The 21,867-nt window shown below is 71.1% G+C and carries 18 protein-coding genes; 3 read left to right on the top strand and 15 right to left on the bottom strand.

Translation table 11 applies throughout. From position 1 onward, the window contains the following. Positions 1-3: 3 nt before the first annotated feature. From mhpD to P3W75_RS23870, 4 genes are all read right to left on the bottom strand, one after another. Positions 4-798: a 2-keto-4-pentenoate hydratase gene (gene mhpD / locus P3W75_RS23855; RefSeq protein WP_276229788.1), complete on the bottom strand. Its 795-nt coding sequence runs from the start codon at positions 796-798 to the stop codon at positions 4-6. Positions 799-812: 14 nt separating this feature from the next. Further along, positions 813-1,673 carry an alpha/beta fold hydrolase gene (locus P3W75_RS23860; protein WP_276229789.1) on the bottom strand — a complete coding sequence of 287 codons (861 nt, stop codon included), beginning with the start codon at positions 1,671-1,673 and terminating at the stop codon, positions 813-815. Continuing rightward, positions 1,670-2,650, bottom strand: coding sequence for a 3-carboxyethylcatechol 2,3-dioxygenase (gene mhpB / locus P3W75_RS23865; protein WP_276229790.1), 981 nt, complete (start codon positions 2,648-2,650; stop codon positions 1,670-1,672). Before mhpB ends, P3W75_RS23860 begins: the two co-directional genes overlap by 4 nt. Before the next feature lie 331 nt (positions 2,651-2,981). Continuing rightward, positions 2,982-3,881 carry a DMT family transporter gene (locus tag P3W75_RS23870; protein ID WP_276229791.1) on the bottom strand — a complete coding sequence of 300 codons (900 nt, stop codon included), beginning with the start codon at positions 3,879-3,881 and terminating at the stop codon, positions 2,982-2,984. Positions 3,882-4,071: 190 nt separating this feature from the next. Between P3W75_RS23870 and P3W75_RS23875 the strand changes: the two genes are divergently transcribed. After that, entirely contained in the window at positions 4,072-4,977 is a 906-nt protein-coding gene (locus tag P3W75_RS23875; protein WP_276229792.1) for a LysR substrate-binding domain-containing protein, read from the top strand. On the opposite strand, the gene P3W75_RS23880 is transcribed toward P3W75_RS23875, so the two are convergent. The 6 genes from P3W75_RS23880 to ppk2 are packed head-to-tail and all read right to left on the bottom strand — an operon-like array spanning position 4,934 to position 12,366. Further along, entirely contained in the window at positions 4,934-5,971 is a 1,038-nt protein-coding gene (locus P3W75_RS23880) for a DUF2955 domain-containing protein (RefSeq protein ID WP_276229793.1), read from the bottom strand. The two genes, P3W75_RS23875 and P3W75_RS23880, sit on opposite strands and share 44 nt — an antisense overlap. Then, the gene (locus P3W75_RS23885; protein WP_276229794.1) at positions 5,961-7,073 is read right to left on the bottom strand and encodes an HlyD family secretion protein; all 1,113 of its coding nucleotides are present in this window, start codon (positions 7,071-7,073) and stop codon (positions 5,961-5,963) included. Before P3W75_RS23885 ends, P3W75_RS23880 begins: the two co-directional genes overlap by 11 nt. Then, positions 7,070-8,590 (bottom strand): efflux transporter outer membrane subunit, encoded by a 1,521-nt coding sequence (locus P3W75_RS23890; protein WP_276229795.1) that lies wholly within the window; start codon positions 8,588-8,590, stop codon positions 7,070-7,072. The genes P3W75_RS23885 and P3W75_RS23890 overlap by 4 nt, the downstream gene beginning before the upstream one ends. Further along, on the bottom strand, positions 8,587-9,699 hold the full coding sequence (locus P3W75_RS23895) for an AI-2E family transporter (protein WP_276229796.1): 1,113 nt from the start codon (positions 9,697-9,699) through the stop codon (positions 8,587-8,589). The genes P3W75_RS23890 and P3W75_RS23895 overlap by 4 nt, the downstream gene beginning before the upstream one ends. A 36-nt stretch (positions 9,700-9,735) precedes the next feature. Further along, entirely contained in the window at positions 9,736-11,508 is a 1,773-nt protein-coding gene (locus P3W75_RS23900) for a monovalent cation:proton antiporter-2 (CPA2) family protein (protein WP_276229797.1), read from the bottom strand. Positions 11,509-11,541: 33 nt separating this feature from the next. Continuing rightward, positions 11,542-12,366 (bottom strand): polyphosphate kinase 2, encoded by an 825-nt coding sequence (gene ppk2 / locus P3W75_RS23905; protein WP_276229798.1) that lies wholly within the window; start codon positions 12,364-12,366, stop codon positions 11,542-11,544. A 271-nt stretch (positions 12,367-12,637) separates the two neighbouring features. On the opposite strand from ppk2, the gene P3W75_RS23910 reads away from it, so the two are divergent. Further along, entirely contained in the window at positions 12,638-12,811 is a 174-nt protein-coding gene (locus tag P3W75_RS23910) for a hypothetical protein (protein WP_276229799.1), read from the top strand. Positions 12,812-12,972: 161 nt separating this feature from the next. On the opposite strand, the gene P3W75_RS23915 is transcribed toward P3W75_RS23910, so the two are convergent. The 5 genes from P3W75_RS23915 to P3W75_RS23935 all read right to left on the bottom strand — a co-directional run bounded on the left by P3W75_RS23915 (position 12,973) and on the right by P3W75_RS23935 (position 20,486). Next, on the bottom strand, positions 12,973-15,408 hold the full coding sequence (locus tag P3W75_RS23915) for an efflux RND transporter permease subunit (protein ID WP_276229800.1): 2,436 nt from the start codon (positions 15,406-15,408) through the stop codon (positions 12,973-12,975). A gap of 29 nt (positions 15,409-15,437) precedes the next feature. Beyond that, positions 15,438-16,502: a WD40/YVTN/BNR-like repeat-containing protein gene (locus P3W75_RS23920; RefSeq protein WP_276229801.1), complete on the bottom strand. Its 1,065-nt coding sequence runs from the start codon at positions 16,500-16,502 to the stop codon at positions 15,438-15,440. A 54-nt stretch (positions 16,503-16,556) separates the two neighbouring features. Next, positions 16,557-17,915 carry a DUF1329 domain-containing protein gene (locus tag P3W75_RS23925; RefSeq protein ID WP_276229802.1) on the bottom strand — a complete coding sequence of 453 codons (1,359 nt, stop codon included), beginning with the start codon at positions 17,913-17,915 and terminating at the stop codon, positions 16,557-16,559. Between the two features lie 40 nt (positions 17,916-17,955). After that, positions 17,956-19,803, bottom strand: a complete 1,848-nt coding sequence (locus tag P3W75_RS23930; protein ID WP_276229803.1) for a DUF1302 domain-containing protein — start codon at positions 19,801-19,803, stop codon at positions 17,956-17,958. A gap of 119 nt (positions 19,804-19,922) precedes the next feature. Continuing rightward, positions 19,923-20,486, bottom strand: a complete 564-nt coding sequence (locus tag P3W75_RS23935) for an RBBP9/YdeN family alpha/beta hydrolase (protein ID WP_276229804.1) — start codon at positions 20,484-20,486, stop codon at positions 19,923-19,925. 356 nt (positions 20,487-20,842) lie between these two features. On the opposite strand from P3W75_RS23935, the gene P3W75_RS23940 reads away from it, so the two are divergent. Continuing rightward, the gene (locus P3W75_RS23940; protein WP_276229805.1) at positions 20,843-21,844 is read left to right on the top strand and encodes an AraC family transcriptional regulator; all 1,002 of its coding nucleotides are present in this window, start codon (positions 20,843-20,845) and stop codon (positions 21,842-21,844) included. Positions 21,845-21,867 lie beyond the last annotated feature (23 nt).

The following is a 21,867-nucleotide window of genomic DNA, read 5'->3' on the forward strand; positions in this document are numbered from 1 at the left end:
CTCTCATTCGCCGCTGAAGGTCACGCCGACGCGGCCCAGGCCGTCGATCTCGGCTTCGAATCGGTCGCCCGCGGCCACCGCCACCATCGGCCCGAGGGCCCCGGTGAGGACGATGTCGCCGGCTCGCAGGGGGTCGCCCAGGCGCGCCAGGGTGCGCGCCAGCCACACCGCCGCGTTCAGCGGGTGGCCGAGGCATTCGGCGCCGCTGCCGGCGGAGACTTCCTCGCCGTTGCGGGTCATGCGCATGGCCGCGCCGCGCAGGTCCAGGCCGTCGAGCCGCCGCGCCGGGCCGCCGAGCACGAAGCAGCCGCTGGAGGCGTTGTCGGCCACGGTGTCGGCGAAGCGGATGTTCCAGTTGGAGATGCGGCTGCCGACGATTTCCAGGGCCGGCAGCACCCAGCCGGTGGCGTTCAGTACGTCGGCGAAGGTGGTGTCGGCGCTGGGCAGGTCGTGTTCCAGCACCAGGGCGATTTCGGCCTCGATCTTCGGTTGCAGCACGCGATTGAACGGCACCACTTCGTTGTCGCCGTAGGCCATGTCGGCGAACAGGGTGCCGAAGTCCGGCTGGTCCACGCCCAGCTGGGCCTGCACCTTGGGGTTGGTCAGGCCGATCTTGCGGCCGACCAGGCGGCGGCCGGCGGCCAGGGCGTGGGCGACGTTGAGGCGCTGGATGGCGTAGGCGGCCTCGCCGTTCTCGGCGCCGATCTGCTCACGCAGCGGGGCGATGGCTTCGCCCTGGGCTTCGGCGCGGCGCAGGTCGGCGGCCAGGCGTTCGAGGGTCTCTTGGCGGATGGTCATGGGGCACCTCGGGGTCAGTGCTGGAGGAAGTCCAGCACCAGGCGGTTGAAAGGCTCGGCGTGTTCCCACTGCGCCCAGTGGCCGCAGTTGTTGAACACGTGGAGGGCGGATTTCGGCAGCCCGGCGAGCAGGCGCAGGCCGGCGTCCATCGGCACGAAGCGGTCGTTGCGGCCCCAGACGATCAGGCTCGGCGCCTGGATTTCGTGCAGGCGCGCGCCGAAGTCGGGGAACTGCTTGGGGTTGGCGGCCAGGCTGGCGACGAAGTTGTCGAGGTGGTCGCGGCGGCTGAGCATGTTGCCCAGGCGGGTCTGGAACAGTTCTTCGGTGAGGTCGCTGGGGTCGTAGACGAAGACGTTCATCATCGTCTTCAGGTTGTCGATGGTCGGCTCGCGGTACAGGCCGTTGAGCAGCTTGATGCCCTCGGTGGGCATCGGCACGAAGGGGCTGGCGCCGCCGGTGCCGCCGCCCATCAGCACCAGCTTGCCGACCCGCTGCGGGTGGGCCAGGGCGAAGGCCACGGCGCTGTGGCCGCCCATGGAGTTGCCGATCAGGTGCGCGCGCTCGATGCCGAGCACGTCGAGCAGGCCCTTGAGCGCGCTGGCGTTGAGGTCCGAGCGCGAGCCACGGCAGACGATCGGGTCGCTCTTGCTCCAGCCCGGGCAGTCCATGAGGACGATCCGGTAGCCGGCGTGCAGCAGCGGCTCCAGGTTGCGGCTGAAGTTGGCCCAGCCGCTGGCGCCGGGACCGGAGCCGTGGAGCATGACCACGGTCTCGGCACCGTCGCCGAGGTCGTTGTAGTGCAGTTGCAGGTCCAGCTCGCCTTCGCGGATGCGGGCGAACCGGCTGCTGGCGGCTTCGCTGATTTCAATCGTCATGAATGGAGTCCTCTGGAATGGGCGGAGAGCGAGCCAAAGCCGGCGATCCACTCGGGGATCGGCCGGTAGTAGCGCGCGCGGGCCTGGTAGGGGCCGAAGGCGGACAGCGCGGCGAAGGCCGCGACCCAGGTCTTCACCTCGTGGGTCGACTTGCCGGCCAGGGCCGACAGCTCGGCGTTGCTCAGCGTGTCCAGTTCGGCGAAGTGGCCTTGTTCGAGCAGGTCGAGGAAGTGGTTGTCCCAGGCCGGACTGAGCGGGTGCAGGCTGTTCTGGTCGGCGACGAAGCCTTCGGCGGCGCTGATCACCCGCTGCTGGCGGGCCTGGCGCTCGTCGGCCGGCAGGTCGCGGCCGCTGCCCATCAGGCGGTCGGCCATGCGCGCGTCGACCGTGGCCAACTCGGGCACCGGCGGCTGGTGCGACAGCCCGCCGGAGCCGAGGAACAGCACGCGCTTGCCGGTGCTGCGGGCGAAACGGCCGATGGCCTCGCCGAGCAGCCGCGCGCGCTGGAAACTCGGCAGCGGCACCGCCACGCCATTGATGAACACCGGGATCACCGGCTTGGCGGCGAGGCCGCCGAGCAGCAGTTCCAGCGGCTGGGCGAAGCCGTGGTCGACCTGCATGCGGTAGGACACCGCCGCATCCACGCCCGCCTCCAGCACCGCCGTGGCGCAGGCCTCGGCGGCCTCGCGGGGCACGTCGAGCGGCCCGGCCAGGCTGTGGAAGTCACCGATGGCGTGGGCGGCCATACCGATGCAGAACGACGGCATCACATCGTAGAAGAAGCCGTTGTAGTGGTCCGGGGCGAACAGGAACACCAGCTCCGGATCGAAGGCGGCGATGCGCGCGCGGGCGGCGGCGACCACCTCGTCCACCTCGGCCAGCACCTCGGCGGCCGGGTCGACGTAACCCACCAGCGGGGTGTGCGACAGGCAGTGCAGGTAGGCGCGCCGCTCGGGCGAGGTGGGCAGGTTGTGCATCGGTAGGCTCCCTGGCAGCGCCAACGACTGCCGGCGCTGCCGGCAGGCCCTCCAGAGACGAAGAGCAGGCTGACACGCAGGTTAGGGCCGCCCTCCCCCGTGGGCGCTCCCTGGAGCTACCGACCTATCCCAATAACGCAGGAAACTACTGGCGCCTCAGCCCTCGACGATCGCCACCGCGCGCACGAAGCCGGCCGAGGCGTGGCGGATGCGGCGGATAACCGCGAACGGTTATGCGCCCTACGACGCCCGTTGGCGTTATGGGAATGCCCGCTCCTACGACGAGCCACTGCGGGCGTTATCCGCCGTTGCCCTTGGCAGCGCCGCCCGCTCAGACCAACGGCCCCTCCGGCGGCTGTTCCAGCACCGCGACCACCACGCCGCTGCCGACGATCAGGGCGATGCCCAGCCAGGACAGCGGGCTCAGGGTCTCGTTCCAGATCAGGTAGCCGAACAGGCTGGCCCAGATGATGCTGGTGTAGGTGTAGGGCGCCAGCACCGCGGCCGGGGCCTGGCGCACGGCGACGGTGAACAGCAGCTGGGCCAGGGTGGCGAGCACGCCCAGGGCGAAGAAGGTGCCCAGGTCGGCGACTTCCGGGGTGCGCCAGGCCACGGTCAGGCTGGCCGCGCCGGCCAGGGTGCCGAGGGTGGTGAAGAACAGCACGGTGGTGGTGGAGTCGTCGCTGGCGCGGATGCGGCGGATCTGCAGCATCGACAGCGCGCCGAACACCGCGCTGGCGATCAGCAGCGCCGGGCCCAGCCAGCTCGCCTCACCGCCTTCCGGGCGTACCACCAGCAGTACGCCGGCGAAGCCGAGCACGGCGGCCATGGCGTTGCGCGGCAACATGCGCTCGCCCAGCAGCAGCGGCGCCAGCACTATCACCAGCAGCGCCTCGGAATAGGCGATGGAGATCGCCTCGCTGAGCGCCATGTACGGCAGCCCGGCGAAGAACAGCCCGGACGAGCACAGCAGGGTCACCGCGCGCAGGCTCTGGCCGCGCAGGTCGAGGTTGCGCAGGCGTTCGCCCAGCGGTCGCCCGCGCAGGCAGAAGAGCACGGCCGGGAGCAGGCCGAAAGCCATGCGGAAGAAGGTCACCTCGTTGGCCGGGTATTTCAGCGCCACGTCCTTGGCCAGGGCGTCGACCACCGCGAAGCAGAACATCGACACCAGGATCAGGCCGATGCTGCGCAGCGAGGTGCCGCGTGCGGCGCTCAGGGTCAGCTGGGTCATGGTGGCGGTCCTCCGGCGGGTTCTGGGTGGGGCGACCCGCCGCGGCGCTGGCCGGGAACCGCTGGCGCTGCGGAATTCATGCGCACCGGGTATCCAGGGATTTTCCTTTTCAGGGGTCTAGAGCAGAATCTACGGGGTCTTACCGGGTAATATCCAACGCTGTTATTTCATCCAACCATTCGGAAAACGCATGGATAAACTGCTTCGCGTGCCCTCCCTGCAGGCGCTCCAGGCGCTGGTCCAGGTCGCCGACGCCAGCAGCTTCACCGAGGCCGCGCGCCAGCTGCACCTGACCCAGAGCGCCATCAGCCGCCAGGTGCAGCAGCTGGAGGAGTACTACCAGGTACCGCTGTTCGACCGCACCAGCCGCAGGGTGGCGCTGACCGATGCCGGGCGCGAGGTCTACGCGGTGGCCCGCGACACCCTCAAGGCCCTGCTGCGCCTGGAGGAGCGCCTGGCGCCGGTGCCGCTGGAGCGGCCGTTCCGCATCCGCACCTTCGTCTCCCTGGCGGTGCGCTGGCTGCTGCCGCGGCTGAGTTCGTTCTACGTGGCCAACCCGGAGCTGTGCCTGTCCATCGAGAGCGTCGCCGGCGAGGTGGTGGACGACGTCGCCGACTGCGACGCCTACGTGCTCTACCTGCCCGCCGGCCTCGACGAGCGCCCGCTGACCCCGCTGTTCGACGAGTACCTGGTGCCGGTCTGTGCGCCGCGCCTGGCCGACGGCCAGCTGCCGCCGGGCTCGCCGGCGGAACTGGCGCGCCACGCCCTGATCCACGCCTCCACCGACCGCCAGGCCTGGACCCGCTGGCTGCGCGCGCAGCCCGGCGAGACCCCGCAGCAGCTCAAGCACATGCTGTTCAACCTCGACGACCTGGCGCTGGACGCCGCCACCCAGGGCCTGGGCATCGCCATGACCGACCGCATGCTGGCCCAGGACGCCCTGCAGCGCGGCGACCTCGTGGTGCCCTTCGGCGAGGCGCTGAAGACCGGCGGCGTCTACGCCCTCTGGCTGCGCGACAGCGGCGCCGCGCACCCGGCCTGCCAGACCGTGCTCAGCTGGTTCGAGCGACAGGGCCAGGCCGCGGGCGCCGGCTGACCCGGCGCTCCAGCCAGAAGATCATCGCCCAGGCGTACAGCGACACCAGCAGGAACAGCGCCATGCGCACGGCGAAGGCGCGCTGCACGTCCTGGCCGCTGGCGCTGTCCTGCACCGACTGGCCGAGCAGGATCAGCATCGTCGACAGGCAGCCGACCCAGAACCCCGGGCCCTGCCGGGTCGCCACCGCGGCATAGAGCCGGCGCGCCTGCAGCAGGGCGAACAGCAGCACCCAGAGGAAGAACATCCACAGGTCCGGGAACAGGCTCAGCGCGTTCCACAGGACGATGGCCAGCACCCCGGCCAGCAGCGTCGAGCCGATCAGCTCGCGGCCGGCGCGGCGGGCGCTGGTCTCGCAGCTCTGCTGGCCGAGGCTGACCGCCTTGAGCACCAGCGGCATGAACTGGTCCGGGGCGATCAGCGCCAGGAGGAACGCCGGCATCACGATCAGCGTGGCGCGCAGGGCGATGCGCGCGCTGTCGGCGAACGGCGGCAGCGGCGCCGGCGGTTGCGCCGGCGCGCCCGGCGGTTCGGGAAACAACGCGTGCGCCAGGCTCACGCCGAGCGCCGCCAGCAGCATGCCCTTGGCCATCGCCTCGACCACCGCCAGGGCCAGCCCGTAGTCGCTGGCGCCGGCCGCCGAGACCATGCTCAGGCCGATCACCAGGAAGTTCGCCAGCAGGCCGTTGCCGCCGCGCAGGGCGTAGCGGAAACACAGGAACAGGCCCAAGGCGACCAGCAGCACGCCGCTGGCCGGGGCGTACACCAGCAGCGGGATCAGCAGCAGGCCGCTGCCGGCGCTGAACAGCACCAGCAACGCCAGGGCCGGCGCCAGGCGCAGCGGCAGCGGCTGGCTGCGCAGGGCCAGCAGCAACAGCGCGAAGATCGGCGCCAGCACCGGCACCGGCAAGCCCAGGCCGAAGCTCGCCGCCAGGCACAGGGCGACGCCCCAGGCCAGGCGCAGCGCGCGGCGCCGGCGCAGCTCAATAGGCATAGGAGAGCCAGCTCATGCACCACATGAACAGGCGCCCGAGCAGGTTCAGCGGGTTACCCTCGCCGGTCAGCGCCATCACCTCGGCCTGGCCGCCCACCCGCAGGTTGGCGCTGTCGGCCAGCTCGTCGCGGTCCAGCTCGACGATCACCGGGAAGCGCTGCGCCGGGCGCAGCCAGTCGCGGCTGTTCTGCACCGTCGGCAGGCTCCCCGGCGGCGTGCCCTGGCCGACGCTGACGCCGTAGCCGATGCTGCGCACGCGGCCGTGGAACACTTCGCCGGGGCGCGCGTCGAGCACCACCAGCACCGGCGCGCCGGGGCGCAGGCGGCCGAGGTTGTTTTCGGTCATGTCGGCGCTGATCCACAGGTCGTGGATGGCGATCAGGGTCATCACCGGGCTGCCCGCGCCGACGTAGTGGCCGACGTCGGTGCGCAGGTCGGTGATCAGCCCGTCCGACTCCGCCCGCACCTGGGTGCGCTGCAGGTCCAGGCGGGCCTTCTCGACGGTGGCGGTGGCGCTGCGCAGCTGGGCGTTGTCGCTGTCCTTGCCGCCCTGCTGCTCGCGGGCCCGCTCGACCTCGGCGCGGGCCGCGGCGACCTGGCTGGCGGCCTGCTCGCGGGTCGCCTGGGCGCCTTCCAGGCGGCGCACCGAGACGGTGCCGGGGTCTTCGCGGTACAGCCGCTGCAGGCGCTCGCTGTCCTGCCGGGCCTTGCGCTCGCCGGCCTGGGCCGCCGCCAGCGCGGCCTGGGCGGCGTCGATGCCGGCGGTGCTGGCGCCGATCTGCCGGCGCACCGTGTCCAGGTCGGCCTCGGCGCGCGCCAGGGCGATACGGTATTGCTCCTGGTCCAGCTCGAACAGCGGCTCGCCCTTGCGCACCTCCTGGTTGTTGCCCACCGCCACCCGCTTCACCTGGCCGGCCACCTCGGCGGTGACCGGCACCACGTAGGCCTGCACCCGCGCCTGGCGGGTGTAGGGCGTGTAGCGGTCGGCCAGCAGGTACCAGGCCAGGCTCAGGGCCAGCAGCACCAGCACCGGGCGCAGGCTGCGATCGGGCGGCGGCGGCGCGGGCGGCGGGGCCGGAGGGTTCGCGGGGCTGTCGGTCATCGCGCTGCTCCTTTGGCTTCGGGGCCCGGCGGCGGCTCGTCGAGCAGGCCGTCCCAGTCCGTGCGCCCTTGCATCTGCCGGCGGCTGGCCGGGTCGACGGCGGCCCGGCTGGCGTCCCAGCCGCCGCCGAGCGCCTTGTACAGGGCCACCAGGCTGCCCACCGCGTTGCCGCGGCTGACCAGGTAGCCGTCCTGCTGTTGCAGCAGCAGTTGCTGGGCGTCCAGCACCCGCTGGAAGTCGGCGAAGCCTTCGCGGTACTGGGCGCTGGCCAGGGCCAGCGAGCGCTCGGCGGCCCGCGCCGCGTCGCCGCGGATGCGCGCGCTGTCGAGGGCACGGAGCAGCCCGCTGGCGGCGTCGTCGGCCTCGCGCGCGGCCTGGCGCACGTCCTGCTGGTAGAGCTCGATCAGTTGCTGCAGGCGCGCGTCCTCGACGCGCACGGTGTCCTTGCGCCGGCCGTAGTCCAGCGGATTCCACAGCAGGCTCGGGCCGGCGGCGAGGTCGAAGCTGTTGGGCAGGTCGTGGGCCGAGACCAGGGTCCAGCCGATGCTGCCCAGCAGGCTCAACGCCGGGTACAGGTCGGCCTCGGCCACCCCCACCAGCGCCGACTGCGCCGCCACCGCGCGCTCCGCCGCGCGGATGTCCGGGCGGCGCAGCAGCAGGCTGGCCGGCACGTCCTGGAGCACCGCGCGATCCGGCAGGGGCAACCGGCCCTGGCGCGCCTGCAACTCCGGCAGCGGGCCCGGCGGGCGGCCGAGCAGCACGCAGAGGGTGTTGCGCAGGGCGTTCAGCTGGTCCTCGAACTCGGGGATGCTGGCCTGGGTGGCGAGGAACTGGGTGCGCGCCTGCTGCCAGTCCAGCTCGTCGTTCTCGCCGTGGCGGAACAGCCGCTCGGTGATCTGCAGGCTGCGCGCCTGGCGCTCGGCGTTGTCGCGGGCGATGTCCAGGCGCGCCTCGACGGTGCGCAGGGCGAAGTAGGTGTCGGCGACCTGGGCGTGGAGCAGCACCTGGGCGTCGTCGAAGTTGGCGCGGGAGGCGAAGTAGGCGGCGTCGGCGGACTCGATGGCGCGGCTGAAGCGGCCCCAGAAGTCGATTTCCCAGCCGATGTCGAAGCCCAGGCTGGACTGCCAGAACACCGAGTCCTGCGCGCCAGGCCCGGACTGGTCGCGCTTGAGGTAGAGGCTGTCGGCGCGAAACTGCTGCAACTGCGGGTAGCGCCCGGTGCGCACGATGGCCAACTGCGCGCGCGCCTCGGCCACGCGCAGGCCGGCCACGCGCAGGTCGCCGTTGTGCGCGTCGGCCTCGGCGAGCAGCGCGTCCAGGGTCGGGTCGGCGAACAGCGTCCACCAGCGGCGCAGGTCGGGCGCGGGCGCGATGCGGCCGGCCTGTTCCACGGCCGGCGTGCTCCAGCCCTGCACCCAGGGCGTGGGCGGGGTGACGTGGTCCGGGCCGACCTGGGTGCAGCCAGCCAGCAGCGCCAGCAGCGGGCCGGCGGCGCGTAGCGGCGAGCGCCGGCTCAATCGGCGCGCCCGCCGTCGTCGGCGCCTTCGGCGGCGGCCTCGTCCTGCTCATCGACCCACTGCCAGAACAGGTTGTAGGCCACCGCCAGGATCACCGGGCCGAGGAACAGGCCGATGATGCCCTGCACCACCATGCCGCCCAGCGCGCCGATCAGCACCACCGGCATCGGCACGTCGACGCCGCGCCCCAGCAGCAGTGGCTTGAGCACGTTGTCGGCAAGCCCCGCGACCAGGCTGTAGACGGCGAACACGATGCCCGCCAGGTCCACCCCTCCGGTGCCCAGCACGTAGGCGATCACTGGCAGGGTGACCAGCGTCGCCGGCAGCTGCACGATGCCCAGCAGCAGCACGACCAGGGCCAGGATGCCGGCGCCGGGCACGCCGATGGCGACGAAGCCGACGCCCACCAGCAGCATCTGGATGAAGGCGATGCCGATCACCCCCTGGGCCACCGCGCGGATGGTCGCGGTGCACAGGGTGACGATGCGCGGCCCGCGCTGCGGCCCGGAAATCCGCGCGGCGATGCGCTGCGCCGCCAGGTGGCCGCGCTCGCCATAGGCCATGCAGATACCGGCGATGATCAGCGCGCCGATGAACAGCAGGAAGGCCGCGCCGACGTTGGCCAGCGCGCCCAGCAGCGCCATGCCGCTGCCCTTGAGATGCGGCAGCAGGCGGTGCAGCGCGCTGGTCAGGTCGCCGGAAGCGGACAGCCAGGCCTGGTACAGGCGCGGCCCCACCAGCGGCCAGCCGGCCACCGCCTCCGGCGGCGCCGGCAGGCTCCAGCTGCCGCTGCGCAGCAGGCCCAGCAGTTGTTCCAGCGACTCGCCCAGCGACACCAGCAGCAGGTACACCGGCACCAGCAGCAGGGCCAGCGCGACCACCACGATCAGCGTCGCCGCGCGCCCGTCACGCCCGCCCAGGCGCTCGCGCAGGCCACGCTGCAGCGGGTACAGGGTCACCGCCAGGACCACCGACCAGAGCATCAGGTCGAGGAACGGGCGAAACACCCGGAAGGCGAAGGCCACCAGCACGACGACGAGCCCGGCGCGGATGAACAGGTCCAGCAGGTCTCGCGCCAGCCTGCCGTCCAGCTTCAGTGGTGCCTGCATGTCGGGTCCTCCCCCGCTCTTCGCGATTGTCTTTCGTCAGTCACCCCGGGTAGCTGGCGGACCGCCGTCGGCCGGGTCGTCCGCCTCGTCCAGCGGGCCGGCCGGCGTGGCCTGGCCGCGGTGCAGGTCGAGCAGGCGCTGTTCCTCCTGGCGCTGGTAGCCACGCACCCAGGCCGCCGCCTGCGCTTCGTCCTGGCCCAGGGCGAGCAGCGCGCGGCGGGCCATTTCCAGGCTCGAATGGAAGGTCTCGCGCACCGGGCTGGCGCCCAGGTCGAGCAGTTGCAGGACGTGCTGGCGATTGCGCGCGCGGACGATCACCGGCTTGCCGGGATACAGCCGGGCGATGGTCTCGGCGGTACGCAGGTTGGTCTGCGGGTCGTCGGTGCTGACGATGATCAGCTCGGCCTCGCCGGCGCGCGCCGCGTGAAGGATTTCCGGGCGGGCCAGGTCGCCGTAGAAGATCGGCACCCCGCTCAGCTCCCGGCCGAGGGCCTGCACCGAAGTCTCCAGGGCCACCAGGGGGATGCCGCGCGCCTGCAACAGGCGCGCGACGGTGCGGCCCATGCGGCCCATGCCGGCGATCACCACCCGTGGCGTCTGCCCGACGTCCGGCTCCACCGACTCGACGGGCGCGGCCTCGGCCGCCGGCTCGCCCAGGCGCGCGCCCAAAGCCAGCATCAGCAGCGGCACCAGGGCCATGGACAGGGTGATGGCCAGCACCAGCAGGTCGTGCACGCGCTGGTCGAGCAGGCGCTGCTCCAGGGCCAGCTTGAATACCACGAAGGCGAATTCGCCGCCGGAAGCCAGCACCACCGCCAGGCACAGCGCGCCGGCGCGGCTCAGGCCGCCGGCCAGGCGCCCCAGGGCCAGCAGCAGCGGCAGTTTGAGCGCCACCAGCAGCAGGGTCAGGCCGAGCACCACCAGGGGTTCGCCGAGCAGCAGGCGCAGGTCGGCGGTCATCCCCACGCCGACGAAGAACAACCCCAGCAACAGGCCCTTGAAGGGTTCGATCTGTGCTTCCAGTTCGTGGCGGAACTCCGACTCGGCCATCAGCAGCCCGGCGAGGAAGGCGCCCAGGGCCATGGACACGCCGACGTGCTCCATGATCCAGGCGGTGCCCAGCACGATCAGCAGCGCCATGGCGGTGGACAGGTCGCGCAGGCCCGGGCCCACCGCCCAGGCGAAGGCCGGGCGCAGCAGGTAGCGCCCGCCGAGGACCACCACGCCGACGCCCACCAGCACCGCCAGCAACGGCCGCGCGCCCTGCCCCGCGTCACCGCCCTCGGCGCCGGCGCCGAGCAGCGGCACCAGGGCGATCAGCGGGATGGCGGCGATGTCCTGGAACAGCAGGATGGCCACCGCCAGGCGGCCGTGGGGACGGCCCAGCTCCTTGCGTTCGGCCAGCACCTGGAGGCCGAAGGCGGTGGACGACAGCGCCAGCCCCAGGCCCAGCACCAGGGCCGTCGCCGGCGCCTGGCCGAGGGCCAGGGCGATGCCGCCCAGGGCCAGGGCGCTGAGCAGCACCTGCAGCGAGCCGATGCCGAACAACGCCCGGCGCATCGCCCACAGGCGCCGCGGCGAGAGCTCCAGGCCGATGAGGAAAAGCAGCATCACCACACCCAGCTCGGAGAGCCGGCCGACGTTCTCCGGGTTGTTCACCAGGCCCAGCAGCGAGGGCCCGATGATGATGCCGGCGAGCAGGTAGCCAGGCACCGCGCCGAGCTTCAGGCGCTGCACCAGCGGCACCAGCAGCACCACCGCCAGGAGGAACACCACCGTGGCCTGCAGCAGGCTTCCGTCATGGGGCATCGCGGGTTCCTCGCGGGCGGCCGGGGGGCGGGTTCAGAAGCGCTCCTCGACCATCCGGAACGGGTAGTCGACGGGCTTGTACTTGCCGATGCGGCCGCGCTTGGGCAGCTCCATGACCTTCTCGCGGGTGACGTCCTCGTAGGGCACGTGCGCCAGCAGGTGGGAGATGATGTTCAGCCGCGCGCGCCGCTTGTCCTCGGAGCGCGCCATGAACCAGGGCGCCCAGGACGAGTCGGAGGCGGCGAACATCTCGTCGCGGGCGCGGGTGTAGTCGTCCCAGCGGCCGTAGGACTTCAGGTCCATGGGCGAGAGCTTCCATAGCTTGCGACCGTCGTTGATGCGGTCCTGCAGGCGCCGGGTCTGCTCCTCGGCGCTGACTTCCAGCCAGTACTTGAGGACGATGATCCCCGACTCCACCAGCATGTTCTCGAACAGCGGCACCACGGCGAGGAACTTGCGCGCCTGGTCCTGGGTGCAGAAGCCCATCACTCGCTCGACGCCGGCGCGGTTGTACCAGCTGCGGTCGAAGATCACCACTTCGCCGGCCGCCGGCAGGTGGCCGATGTAGCGCTGCGCGTACATCTGCGACTGCTCCCGCTCGGTGGGCGCCGGCAGCGCCACCACGCGGAACACCCGCGGGCTGACGCGCTCGGTGATGGCCTTGATGGTGCCGCCCTTGCCGGCGCCGTCGCGGCCCTCGAAGATCACGCAGACCTTCAGGCCCTTGGCCACCACCCACTCCTGCAGTTTCACCAGCTCCACGTGCAGGCGCCGCAGCTCGGCCTCGTAGGTCTTGCGGTCGAGGCGTTGCGCGGCGGCGTCCGCCGTGTGCTTCTTGTGTTTCTTCGACTTGGCCATGGGGCCCTCCCTGTGCGGCGCCGGCGCCAATGCGGCGGGCCGGACGCGAATGTGCCTGGCTGAGTATGGATGATCCATGGCGATCTGCCGGCCCCCCGGGGGCGCCTTTCGAACGTTCGCCAGGGCTTCTGCGACGGGCCTTTCCGGCCGGCCAGAGGGGCTCGCGGCCTCTGTAATTCATCGCCTCGCCGCGTTCCGCCCGTCGCCTGCCCGAGCAACCTCCGGGGCTGGCGTGTTTGCTCAAAGGACACCCCACGAAGGAGGAACCGCCATGCGCCCATCCACCCGCGTCCTGCTCGCCGCCGCGCTGCTGGCGGGCCTCGCCGGCTGCGCCGGCCAGAGCTGCGAGCCCGGCCAGCCGGGCAGCAACGCCGACCGCGACGCGCGCCAGCAGATTCCGCGCCAGCAGATCGACCCGCGCGTGCAGTCGATGCCGCGCTACTGAGCGCTGGCCGCCTGAGGTGTACGCCGGCTCCGGACGGAAGAGCCCCTCTCCCCAACCCTCTCCCCTGCGCGGGCCGCCGCAAACAGGAGAGGGGGCTGTCCTCTGCCGCCGGAGAATCCGAAGTCATCCTGATACGCCTCACCGCCCAGGACCAGGCCCCCTCACAGGCGCCGGCCGCCGAGCAGGAAGTGCGACAACGCCGGGATCAGCAACAGCGCGCCGAGCATGTTCCAGAGGAACATGAAGGTCAGCAGGATGCCCATGTCGGCCTGGAACTTGATCGGCGACCAGGCCCAGGTGATCACCCCGGCGGCCAGGGTCACGCCGACCAGCGCCACCACCTTGCCGGTGAAGGCCACCGCCTGGCGGTAGGCCAGCGCCAGCGGCAGGCCGGCGCGCTGCAATTGCAGCTGCACGCTGAGCAGGTAGAGCGCGTAGTCCACCCCTATGCCCACGCCCAGGGCGATCACCGGCAGGGTCGCGACCTTCACGCCGATGCCCATGGCCACCATCAGCGCCTCGCAGAGGATCGAGGTGAGCACCAGCGGCAGGATCGCCACCAGGGTGGCGCGCCAGCTGCGGAAGGTGATCAGGCAGAACAGGCTGACCGCCGCGTACACGTACAGCAGCATGCTGTGGTTGGCCTGGCGCACCACCGCGTTGGTCGCCGCCTCGATCCCGGCACTGCCCGCGGCCAGCAGGAACTGGCGCTCCGGGCTGTCGTTGGCCTTGGCGAAGGCTTCGGCGATCGCCGTCACCTCGTCGAGGGTGCGCGCCTTGTGGTCCTTGAGGAAGGCGATCACCGGCATCAGCGAGCACTGGGTGTTGAACAGTTCCGGGGTGTTCACCGAGGCCTGCTGGGCCGAGTAGTTGAGCACGTCCTGGTTGCGCTGCAGGCTGGCGAAGCGCGGGTTGCCCTCGTAGGTGCCGGCGGTGATCTGCTTCACCGCGTCGGCCAGCGACACCGTGGCCTGTACCCCCGGATGCTGTTGCAGGGCCCAGCCCAGGCGGTCGGCGAGGATCAGCGTGCGGTAGTCCAGGCAGCCCTCGGCGGGGGTCTTCAGCATCACCGCGAAGAGGTCGCTGGACAGCGCGTAGTGGCTGGTGATGTAGGCGTTGTCGCGGTTGTAGCGCGAGTCCGGGCGCAGTTCCGGGGCGCCGGCGTCGAGGTCGCCGATCTGCAGCTGCTGGCTGACCGCGAAGCCGCCGGCGCCGAGCAGCGCCGCCAGCAGCAGGGTCACGCCCGCCCAGCGCCGCTCGGTGAAGCGGTCGAGCAGGTTCCACAGCCGGCCCAGGCCCTGCTGGCGCGCCTCCAGGCGTTCCTCGCGCAGGGCGCGGGCGGCGGCGCGGGGGCTGACGCCGACGTAGGACAGCGCCACCGGCAGCATCAGCAGCGAGGTGAAGATCAGCACCGCCACGCCGATGCTGGCGGTGATCGCCAGTTCCTTGATCACCGGGATGTCGATCAGCATCAGCACGGCGAAGCCCACCGCGTCGGAAAGCAGCGCGGTGACCCCGGCCAGGAACAGCCGGCGGAAGGTGTTGCGCGCGGCCACCAGGCGGTGGGTGCCACGGCCGATGTCCTGCATGATGCCGTTCATCTTCTGGGTGGCGTGGGACACGCCGATGGCGAAGATCAGGAACGGCACCAGCATCGAGTACGGGTCCAGGGCGAAGCCCAGCCAGGCCACCAGGCCGAGCTGCCAGACCACCGCCAGCAGCGAGCAGCCGATCACCAGCAGGCTGCTGCGCAGGCAGCGGGTGTAGACCAGGATGATGATGAAGGCGGTGGCCACCGCCAGGCCGAAGAACAGCGTCACCCGCAGCAGCCCGTCGAGCAGGTCGCCGACCAGCTTGGCGAAGCCGATCACGTGGATGCGCAGCGGCCCCTGCCCCGGCTCGCCGGCGGCGAAGGCGCGGCGGTCGCCCTGGTATTCGTACTTCAGCCGCAGCTCGTCGAGCTGGTGCGAGAACTGCCGGTAGTCGATGCCCTTGCCGGTGGCCGAGTCGCGGTCCAGCAGCGGCACCACCAGCATGCTCGAACGGAAGTCGTTGGCCACCAGGCTGCCGACGATGCCGGCGCGGGCGATGTTCTGGCGCAGCTGCTGGATGCCGGCGGCGTCGCCGGCGTAGCCGTCGGGCATCACCGGGCCGCCCTGGAAGCCTTCCTCGGTGACTTCGGTCCAGCGCACCGCCGGCGACCACAGCGACTTCATCCAGGCGCGGTCGACGCCGGGAGTGAGGAACAACTGGTCGTTGATCTGCCGCAGCGCCTCCAGGTAGGCCGGCTGGAACACGTCGCCGGCGCGGTTCTCCACCACCACCCGCACGGCGTTGCCGAGGCCGCGCAGCTCGGCGCGGTTGTCCAGGTAGTTGCGGATGTACGGGTGCTGCTGCGGGATCATCTTCTCGAAGCTGGGGCGCACCTCCAGGCGGGTCACGGCCATCCACCCCAGCAACAGGGTGACCAGGGCGATCAGGCCGAGGAACAGCGCGCGGTGGTTGAACACCAGGCGCTCCAGCAGGTTGCCGCTGTGCGCGTCGAAGTCCCGCAGTTCGCGGACTACAGGCATCTCGCCTTGCTTCAGGTCGACCATGATGAGGCTTTCTCTTGTCTGTCTTGTTCTTATGGCGCCACGGGCAGGGCGCTGTGTTGCAGGCCGCGGCCGCCGACCAGCAGCAGCTCGCCGGGGTTGGCCAGGGCGCCGCTCACCGGGCCGCGCTGGGTCAGCGCGAGGGCCTGGAAGCTGGCGCCGTCGTCGTGGCTGACCAGGGCCTGGCCGGCCTGGCTGAACAGGTACGGCTGGCCGCCGGCGTCGAAGCTGGCGGCGGTCAGGCTGACGCCCAGGCCGGTGTTCACCTCGCTCCAGCTCGCGCCGCCGTCCAGGCTGCGCACCGCGTGACCACGCAGGCCGTAGGCGAGCAGCAGGCCGGGGCGCGCGAGCACGCCGAAGAAGCTGCCCTGGTAGGGCGAATGCAGGGCGACGAAGCGCTGCCGCTGGCGGTCCAGGCGCAGCAGCAGGCCCTGTTCGCCGACGATGTACAGGTCGTCGCCGAGCGCCGCCATGGCGGTCAGGTGCAACCCCTGCGGGTTGTCGATGCGGTGGTTCCAGGGCGTCCAGCTCAGGCCGCCGTCGGCGGTGTGCAGGATCAGATTGAAGGCGCCGACCACGAAACCTTCGCGGGCATCGCGGAACCACAGGTCGAGGAACGGCTTGTCGGCGCCCTGCTCCTTCAGCCGCTGCGCCTGCTCCAGCAACGCGGCGTTGTCGTCCTGCGGGTTGGCCGCGTAGAAGTCCAGCAGCAGCTGGCCGATGCGCCGGCCGTCGAGCTGGCGCGTCCAGTGCGCGCCGCCGTCGGCGCTGTGCAGCACCACGCCATCGTGACCCACCGCCCAGCCTTGCTCGGGGGTCGGGAAGCGCACGGCGGTGAGGTCGGAACTCACCGGCACCTCGGCCTGGGTCCAGCTGTGCCCGGCGTCGTCGGAATACAGGATGTGCCCGCGCTGGCCGACCACCACCAGGCGCGGCCCGGCGCGGGTGATCGCCGCCAGCGGGCTGCCCAGGGCCAGTTCGCTGCGCTGCGCCGGCAGGTCGAGCACATCGACGAACTCGCCGGCCGGCGCCGCGCCGGCCAGCAGCGCCAGCCCCAGGCCGACGCAGGCCAGGCTGGGCGTGAAGGGGAATCGCATACGGCTACCTCGTCAGGAAAAGGCGGCGGCCCACGCGGGCCGCCGCTGCCGGGCTCAGCGGATGCCGCTGCCGGCCAGGGCCTCGGGCGACCATTGGGTCTTGGCCAGCGGTTCGATGTAGTTGATGCCGCCGTAGGGCCCGACCACGCCGTTGATGTTGTAACTGCCGGCGGTGAGGTCGTAGATCATGAACGGCGTGGCGTCCGGCACCTGCTTGTCGTAGCTCTGGCTGAGGAAGGCGAAGGAGCCGCGGTACAGCTGGCCGCGCGCGTCGTACTCGTCGGAGGCCAGGGCCACCCAGGTGTCCTCGTCGAGGTAGAAGCGGCGCTTGGCGTAGATGTGCCGCGCGTCCGACTTCAGCGTGCCCTCCACCACCCACACGCGGTGCTTCTCCCAGCGCACGTAGTCCGGCGCCAGGTGGTTGGGGGTGACCACCGGCTTGATGTCGCTGGCGTAGGTCAGCCGGTAGGTGTTGTAGGGCACGATCATTTCCTGCTTGCCGAGCAGCTTCCAGTCGTAGCGGTCGAGCGCGCCGTTGAAGACGAACACGTCGTCGTAGGTGCCGGCGCCGGCCATGCCCGGGTTGGGCGTGTCGTAGGCCAGGTTCGGCGCCAGCTTCACCCGGCGCTGGCCGGGCAGGTACTGCCAGGCGCGGCGCGGCTGCTGCAGCGGGTTGGCGGCGTCCTTGAGCATCATCGCCTCGCCGGCGCGGCGCGCCGGGCCGGTGTAGTAGAGCTTCATCTGGTAGTACACCTCGGTTCCCTTCACCGGCTGCGCGAGGTCTTCGTAGATCGGGTAGTTGATGAAGGCCTGGCCGGTGGTGGCGAGGTTGGCGCTACCGGAGGAGTCGACGTTCCAGGAGTCGTACTTGGCCTTGATGTTCACCCCCTGGTAGCGCAGCAGGAAGTTCCACATCGCCTCGGCGCCGCTCTTCGGAATCGGGAAGGGCACGCCCGGCAGCGCGTTGTCGATGGCCGTGCCGCCTTCCAGGGCCTGGGTGGCCACGGCGTTCTTCTTGCTGTTGTCGAGCACCGCCTGGGGCAAGGCGGCGCTGCGATGGGTCGGGTAGACGTCGACGCGGAAGCTCGGGTAGCGCTTGGCCAGTTCATAGGTGGTGGCGCTGAGCTGGGCCTTGTACTGGTCGACGTTCTTGCCGTCGATCACCAGCTGCGGCTTGTCGCCGGCGAAGGGGTCCGGGCGCATGCTGTCGCCGGCCTTGAAGCCGGCCGGGGCCTGGGTCAGGCCGCCGCTGTAGGCGGGAATCGCGCCGTCGGCACTGGCGCCCTTCTCGGCGCCCACCAGGGTCAGGCTGGCGCCCAGTTGCGCGGCTTCCTGGGGCGACACGGCGGCCAGCGCCGCGCCGCTCAGGGCCAGGCCGAGCGCCGTGGCCATCAGGGAAGGCTTGAAGTTCATGGGTGTATCTCCTGCTCCGCTCGCGGAGCCGTGGGTGAATTCAGAAGGTGGTCTTGAACGAAGCGGTGACCATCCCGCGGTCCTTCAGCAGCGGCGCCAGGCCGGCCTGCGAGGTGATCTGCCCGGGAATGCACTGGTACTGCCCGTTGGCGCCGGGGGTGTTGTTGTCGCGGCCGCTCTCGCAGGTGTCGAAGGGACCGAAGGCGTCGACGTACTTGAGGTCGAAGCGGTACTTCTGGTGGAAGTCGGCGGCCACGCCCACCGAGTAGCTGCCGGCGTCCTCGTTGCCGCCCAGCTGCACCGCCGAGTTGCCGTGCAGGCCGACGTTGTAGGCCAGCGGCATGGACAGGTCGACGCCGGGGAACGCCTGGTACCAGGTGGGGGTGAAGCTGGTGGCCATGGCGTAGGCGTTGGTGGTCACCTTGTCCACGCCGCGGTAGCTGGAGTCGCCCTTGAAGGTCTGCGCGCCCTCGGTGACGTCCACCAGGTGCGTCAGGGTGCCCTCCACCGCCAGGCTGGAGGCGTCCCACAGCGGCGTGGCGCCGAAGGTCACCAGGCCGTTGAGGACCACGTGGAAGGTCTTGCCGCGGGCCAGGCCGGTGTCGCCGTCGGAGGGGCGCTCGCCGATCAGGTTGGCGCCGTTGATCAGGCCGCGCTTGGCGGCGGCGTAGAGTGTCGGGTTGATGGTGGTGAAGTTGCTCGCCAGCGGCATGTTCTCGCGGTAGTTCAGGTCCAGGCCGACGCTGACCGGGCCGACGTTCTTCGACAGGCTGATGCCGTAGATGTCGATGTCGTCGGCGTAGGCGGTGAAGTAGTTCATCCCCGGCAGGCCGGCGAGCCCCGGCTTGTGCAGGTTGGGCGCGTCCACCAGCACCGCCGGCAGGGTGTCGGAGGTCTTGCGGTAGTAGAAGCCGAGGGTGCCGTCGAGCCATTCCGGGCTCCACTTGGCCATCAGGCCGAAGTCGCCGGTGTTGCTCGGCGTGGCGTCGTGGCCGCGCGGCGCGCCGTAGAAGGCCGAGCTGGCCGGCAGCGGCAGCCAGAACACCTTGCCGCCGTCGTTGAGCATGTCGTAGGGGCCCATGTAGGTGCCGCCTTCGGGGAAGCGCGAGTTCTCGAACTCGAGGAAGTACTGCGCGGCCAGGGTCAGCTCGGGATTCACCGTCAGCGACAGCGACAGCTGGCTGCGCGGCATGAACAGCTCCTTGGCCTCGGTGCCGGGCACGTTGTACAGCTTGCCCAGGTCCAGGGCCGACTGGCCGTAGTTGATGCCGTTGGCGGCGCTGAACAGGGTCTCGCCCCAGTACACAGTGTGGCGGCCGAGCTTGCCGCTGAGCTGCATGCCGTCGCCGACCTCGTGGCTGGCGAACACGAAGGCGTCGAGCAGTTCGCCCGAGGGGCCGTTGTAGTAGCGGTCGGCGAAGCCATCGAGGCCACTGCTGGCCGGCCGCCCGCCAGCCGGCGCGAGCACCCGGCCATTGCGGTTGACCAGGTGGCCGGCGTTGGCGCGCTGGCCGGGGAACGGGTTGTCGCCTGCGACATGGTCGTAGGCGTGGTCGTACCAGCTCGCGGTGCTGAGGCGCAAACCCATGCTGTCGCGGTAGACGACGTCCAGTTCGCTGAGCAGGTCGATGCGCTGGGTCACCGCGCTGCCGACCCCGAAGTTGCGGTCGCCGTCGTTGGTGTTGGCGGTGTTGGCGATCTTGCTGTTCTGCCCCTCGACGCGCTGCCCGTAGCTGAGCTTGACGGTGTTGTCGAAACGCACCGACAGGTCCGGGTTGCCGGTGGTCAGCTCGAAGGCCTGCAGTTGCGGGCTGGCGACGGCGGCGAGTACCGCCGAGGCGAGCAGGCAACGGCGCAGGGGCCGCGCGGGGTGGTTCGGGTTGTGCATTCGATGGCTCCGTTTCTTGTTGTGGTCGGGACGCAGTGGGGCCCGTCCCGAGGCCCTGGCCCGCGACGCGCGCGGGCCGGCTCCGGCCGTGGAAGCCGGGGCCATGAATTCGTCGGGGATCAGCGATCCAGCTGCTGGATCAGCGCGTCGGCCGCCGGCCAGTCGCCGTAGCCGGAGGCCGGGTTGAGGTGGCCGACCTGGCCCAGCTCGACCAGGCTGGCGCCCCAGTCGGCGGCCAGGCGGCGCACGGCGTCGAGACTGGCCAGGTGGTCGTCGGCGCTGGCCGCTACCAGGCAGGGGAATGGCAGCGGCTGGCGCGGCAGCGGGGTCCAGCCGTGCTCGGCCAGGCTTTGCGGGCTCGGGTAGCCTTCCGGCCAGGTGGCGTCGAGGTCCGGTGGGGTGGCCAGCAGCGCGCCCTTGACCGGCCGCGAGTAGCGCGCCGCCCAGTGCGCCACCATCAGCGCCCCGGCGCTGTGGGCGACCAGGATCAGCGGCCCGTCGATACGCTCGACCTCGCGCTGGATGGCTTCCACGCGGGCGTCCAGGCTGAGCTTGTCCGCGGTCAGCGGCGGCACCGCGCGGACCTTCGGCAGGCGTGCCTGGAGCAGCGTCTGCCAGTGGCCGGGCACATGCTCGCGCAGGCCGGGGACGATCAGGACGGTGGTGTCGTTGTTGTGGCTCACCGGGCACCTCGTGGCGTTTTCGAAGATGTTGGAGAGACAGTACGGGCGCACCGCCGGCCCTGCTTTGCATAGGGCGTCAGGCACTTCGCAATTGATGACAGCACGGCCGCCGGTGGTCCCCCGCGCGCCCCGCCGGAGCCCCCGCCGGCGCTGGCCGAAGCCGCGACGGAGAGCGCGTCGCTGCCCTGCGCGCGCGCCAGCCTGGGCTAATCTTTGCTGCACGCGCGCGGCGGCCTGCCGATAGAATCCGTCGTCATCCGGCAACTCGAACGCTGGGTCCGCGCCCCGGCCGCTTGCCCTTGCGTGACAGCCCTGCTCGGCAGAAGAACAACAACAAGGCGATAGACATGACCCCGATGGTTCGCGTGGCGGCCCTGACCAACTACCTGGAGGTGGCGCGCCACCTCGGTCTCAACCCGCAGCTGCAGCTCAGCCAGGTGGGGTTGAGCCAGGCGATGCTCGACAACCCCGAGCAGCGCATCCCCACCGCCGCCGCGGTGCGCCTGCTGGAGGACTCGGCGCGCGCCAGCGGCTGCGAGACCTTCGGCCTGCGCATGGCCGAGTCGCGGCAGCTTTCGGATTTCGGCGTGATCAGCCTGCTGCTGACGCACCAGGCGACCCTGCGCGAGGCCATCGACACCATCGTCCAGTACCGCCACCTGATCAACGAATCCCTGGCCCTGTACGTCGACCAGGAAGGCCGCACGGTGATCCTCCGCGAAGAACTGGTGACCGCCCCGCCGCAGCCGGCGCGGCAAGGCATCGAACTGGCGGTGGGGGTGCTCTACCGGCTCTGCGGCGCCCTCCTCGGCCCGCACTGGCAGCCGCTGAGCGTGAACTTCAGCCACGACGCCCCGGCCGACCTGCAGGTGCACCGGCGCCTGTTCGCCTGCAAGATCGAGTTCGGCAGCGAGTTCAACGGCATCGTCTGCCCGGCCAGCGCGCTGGACGCGCCCAACCCCCTGGCCGACCCGGCGATGGTCCGCCACGCCCGCAGCTTCGTCGACTCGCTACCCGGCGCCACCGAGGCCAGCACCCTCAACGAGGTGCGCAAGGCCATCTACCTGCTGCTGCCGATGGGCCGCGCCACCATCGAACAGATCGCCCTGTCCCTGGGCCTGAACGTGCGCACCCTGCAACGCCGCCTGGAAGACAACCAGGTGACCTTCTCCGACCTGATCAACGAAGTGCGCCGCGAACTGGTGCTGCGCTACCTGGAGAACCCCCGCTACAGCCTGGGCCGCATCGCCGACCTGCTCGGCTACTCGATGCCCAGCTCCTTCACCCGCTGGTTCACCCAGCAGTTCGGCATGGCCCCGGCGGCGTGGCGCCGGCAGCAGGGGCGCCGCGAAGAGTGAGATTGCCGGCGAGCGGGGCTTCC

The organism is Pseudomonas citronellolis (assembly GCF_029335315.1).
GTDB classification, from domain to species: domain Bacteria; phylum Pseudomonadota; class Gammaproteobacteria; order Pseudomonadales; family Pseudomonadaceae; genus Pseudomonas; species Pseudomonas citronellolis_A.

Coding starts and splice junctions, on each gene's coding strand:
- P3W75_RS23875 (WP_276229792.1), top strand. CDS start 4,072: ATGGATAAACTGCTTCGCGTGCCCTCCCTGCAGGCGCTCCAGGCGCTG.
- P3W75_RS23920 (WP_276229801.1), bottom strand. CDS start 16,502: ATGCGATTCCCCTTCACGCCCAGCCTGGCCTGCGTCGGCCTGGGGCTG.
- mhpD (WP_276229788.1), bottom strand. CDS start 798: ATGACCATCCGCCAAGAGACCCTCGAACGCCTGGCCGCCGACCTGCGC.
- P3W75_RS23940 (WP_276229805.1), top strand. CDS start 20,843: ATGGTTCGCGTGGCGGCCCTGACCAACTACCTGGAGGTGGCGCGCCAC.
- P3W75_RS23930 (WP_276229803.1), bottom strand. CDS start 19,803: ATGCACAACCCGAACCACCCCGCGCGGCCCCTGCGCCGTTGCCTGCTC.
- P3W75_RS23870 (WP_276229791.1), bottom strand. CDS start 3,881: ATGACCCAGCTGACCCTGAGCGCCGCACGCGGCACCTCGCTGCGCAGC.
- P3W75_RS23885 (WP_276229794.1), bottom strand. CDS start 7,073: ATGACCGACAGCCCCGCGAACCCTCCGGCCCCGCCGCCCGCGCCGCCG.
- P3W75_RS23915 (WP_276229800.1), bottom strand. CDS start 15,408: ATGGTCGACCTGAAGCAAGGCGAGATGCCTGTAGTCCGCGAACTGCGG.
- P3W75_RS23900 (WP_276229797.1), bottom strand. CDS start 11,508: ATGCCCCATGACGGAAGCCTGCTGCAGGCCACGGTGGTGTTCCTCCTG.
- P3W75_RS23880 (WP_276229793.1), bottom strand. CDS start 5,971: ATGCCTATTGAGCTGCGCCGGCGCCGCGCGCTGCGCCTGGCCTGGGGC.
- P3W75_RS23910 (WP_276229799.1), top strand. CDS start 12,638: ATGCGCCCATCCACCCGCGTCCTGCTCGCCGCCGCGCTGCTGGCGGGC.
- ppk2 (WP_276229798.1), bottom strand. CDS start 12,366: ATGGCCAAGTCGAAGAAACACAAGAAGCACACGGCGGACGCCGCCGCG.
- P3W75_RS23860 (WP_276229789.1), bottom strand. CDS start 1,673: ATGACGATTGAAATCAGCGAAGCCGCCAGCAGCCGGTTCGCCCGCATC.
- mhpB (WP_276229790.1), bottom strand. CDS start 2,650: ATGCACAACCTGCCCACCTCGCCCGAGCGGCGCGCCTACCTGCACTGC.
- P3W75_RS23895 (WP_276229796.1), bottom strand. CDS start 9,699: ATGCAGGCACCACTGAAGCTGGACGGCAGGCTGGCGCGAGACCTGCTG.
- P3W75_RS23925 (WP_276229802.1), bottom strand. CDS start 17,915: ATGAACTTCAAGCCTTCCCTGATGGCCACGGCGCTCGGCCTGGCCCTG.